Annotated in this window: 1 protein-coding gene; it reads left to right on the top strand. The window is 77.1% G+C overall.

What is annotated here, in order from left to right:
* Nucleotides 1-44: 44 nt before the first annotated feature.
* A complete protein-coding gene (locus E1258_RS32765) occupies nucleotides 45-956 on the top strand; it encodes an A/G-specific adenine glycosylase (protein WP_132407868.1) in 912 nt (303 codons plus the stop codon).
* Nucleotides 957-1,128: the final 172 nt, after the last annotated feature.

Below are 1,128 nucleotides of genomic sequence, written 5' to 3'. Positions count from 1 at the left end.
GCCCAACCTGCGGGAAGGCGACCCGTGACATGATCGGCGGCGCGATGTCTGAGCCCACTTTCGCCACCCTCGTCAGCCGGTGGTACGAGCAGAACGCCCGCGACCTGCCGTGGCGCGTGACCGGCGTGGGCGCCTGGGCGATCCTGGTCAGCGAGGTCATGCTCCAGCAGACGCCCGTGGTGCGGGTGCTGCCGGCGTTCCAGGCGTGGCTGGCCCGCTGGCCCACGCCCGCCGCGCTGGCCGCCGACACGCCCGCCGAGGCGATCCGGATGTGGGGGCGGCTCGGCTACCCACGCCGGGCGATGCGGCTACGCGAGTGCGCGGTGGCTATCGTCGAGCGGCACGGCGGCGAGGTGCCGGACCGGCTGGACCAGCTCCTGGCCCTGCCGGGGGTCGGCACGTACACGGCCCGCGCAGTGGCCGCCTTCGCGTACGGGCAGCGGCACCCGGTCGTGGACACCAACGTGCGGCGGGTGGTCTGCCGGGCGATCGCCGGGGAGCCGGACGCCGGCCCGGCCACCCGCCCCGCCGACCTCGTGGCCACCGAGGAGTTGCTGCCGGCGGAGCCGGCAGCGGCGGCGCTGGCCAGCGCCGCGTTCATGGAGCTGGGGGCGGTGATCTGCACCGCCCGGTCGCCCCGGTGCGCTGCCTGCCCGGTGGAGTCGGTCTGCGCCTGGCGGGCCTCCGGGCAGGAGGCTCCGGCCGGTCCGACGCGGCGTCCGCAGCGGTACGCGGGCACGGACCGCCAGGTCCGCGGGCTGCTGCTGGCGGTGCTGCGGGAGGCCAGCGGCCCGGTGCCGCACCAGCGGCTGGACCAGGTGTGGACCGACGACGTCCAGCGCTCGCGGGCGCTGGCCGGGCTGGTCACCGACGGCCTGGTGGAACCGGTCGGCGGGGAGTCGTTCCGCCTCGCCGGCGACGGCCCGGCGCTCCCGGCCCCGGCCCTCGAGCCCTGACCCGGGCCGCCCGGCCCTGGAAAACCTGACCGCAGCCGCCATGTCGCCGGTATCGCGGCCTCCGCACCCCCCGATACCCCCAGGTCGCCGACATCGCGGCACGCCATCCGTGCCGGGCGTGGCATTGGGGTGGTTGAGCGCGAACGGGCGACGGCCCGGCGGCTTTCGCCGC

It is taken from the genome of Micromonospora sp. KC207, assembly GCF_004348615.1.
Classification (GTDB): Bacteria; Actinomycetota; Actinomycetes; order Mycobacteriales; family Micromonosporaceae; genus Micromonospora.
Note: the sequence above shows the minus strand (reverse complement) of the source record. Positions and strands in the feature narration are given on the sequence as shown.

Coding starts and splice junctions, on each gene's coding strand:
- E1258_RS32765 (WP_132407868.1), top strand. CDS start 45: ATGTCTGAGCCCACTTTCGCCACCCTCGTCAGCCGGTGGTACGAGCAG.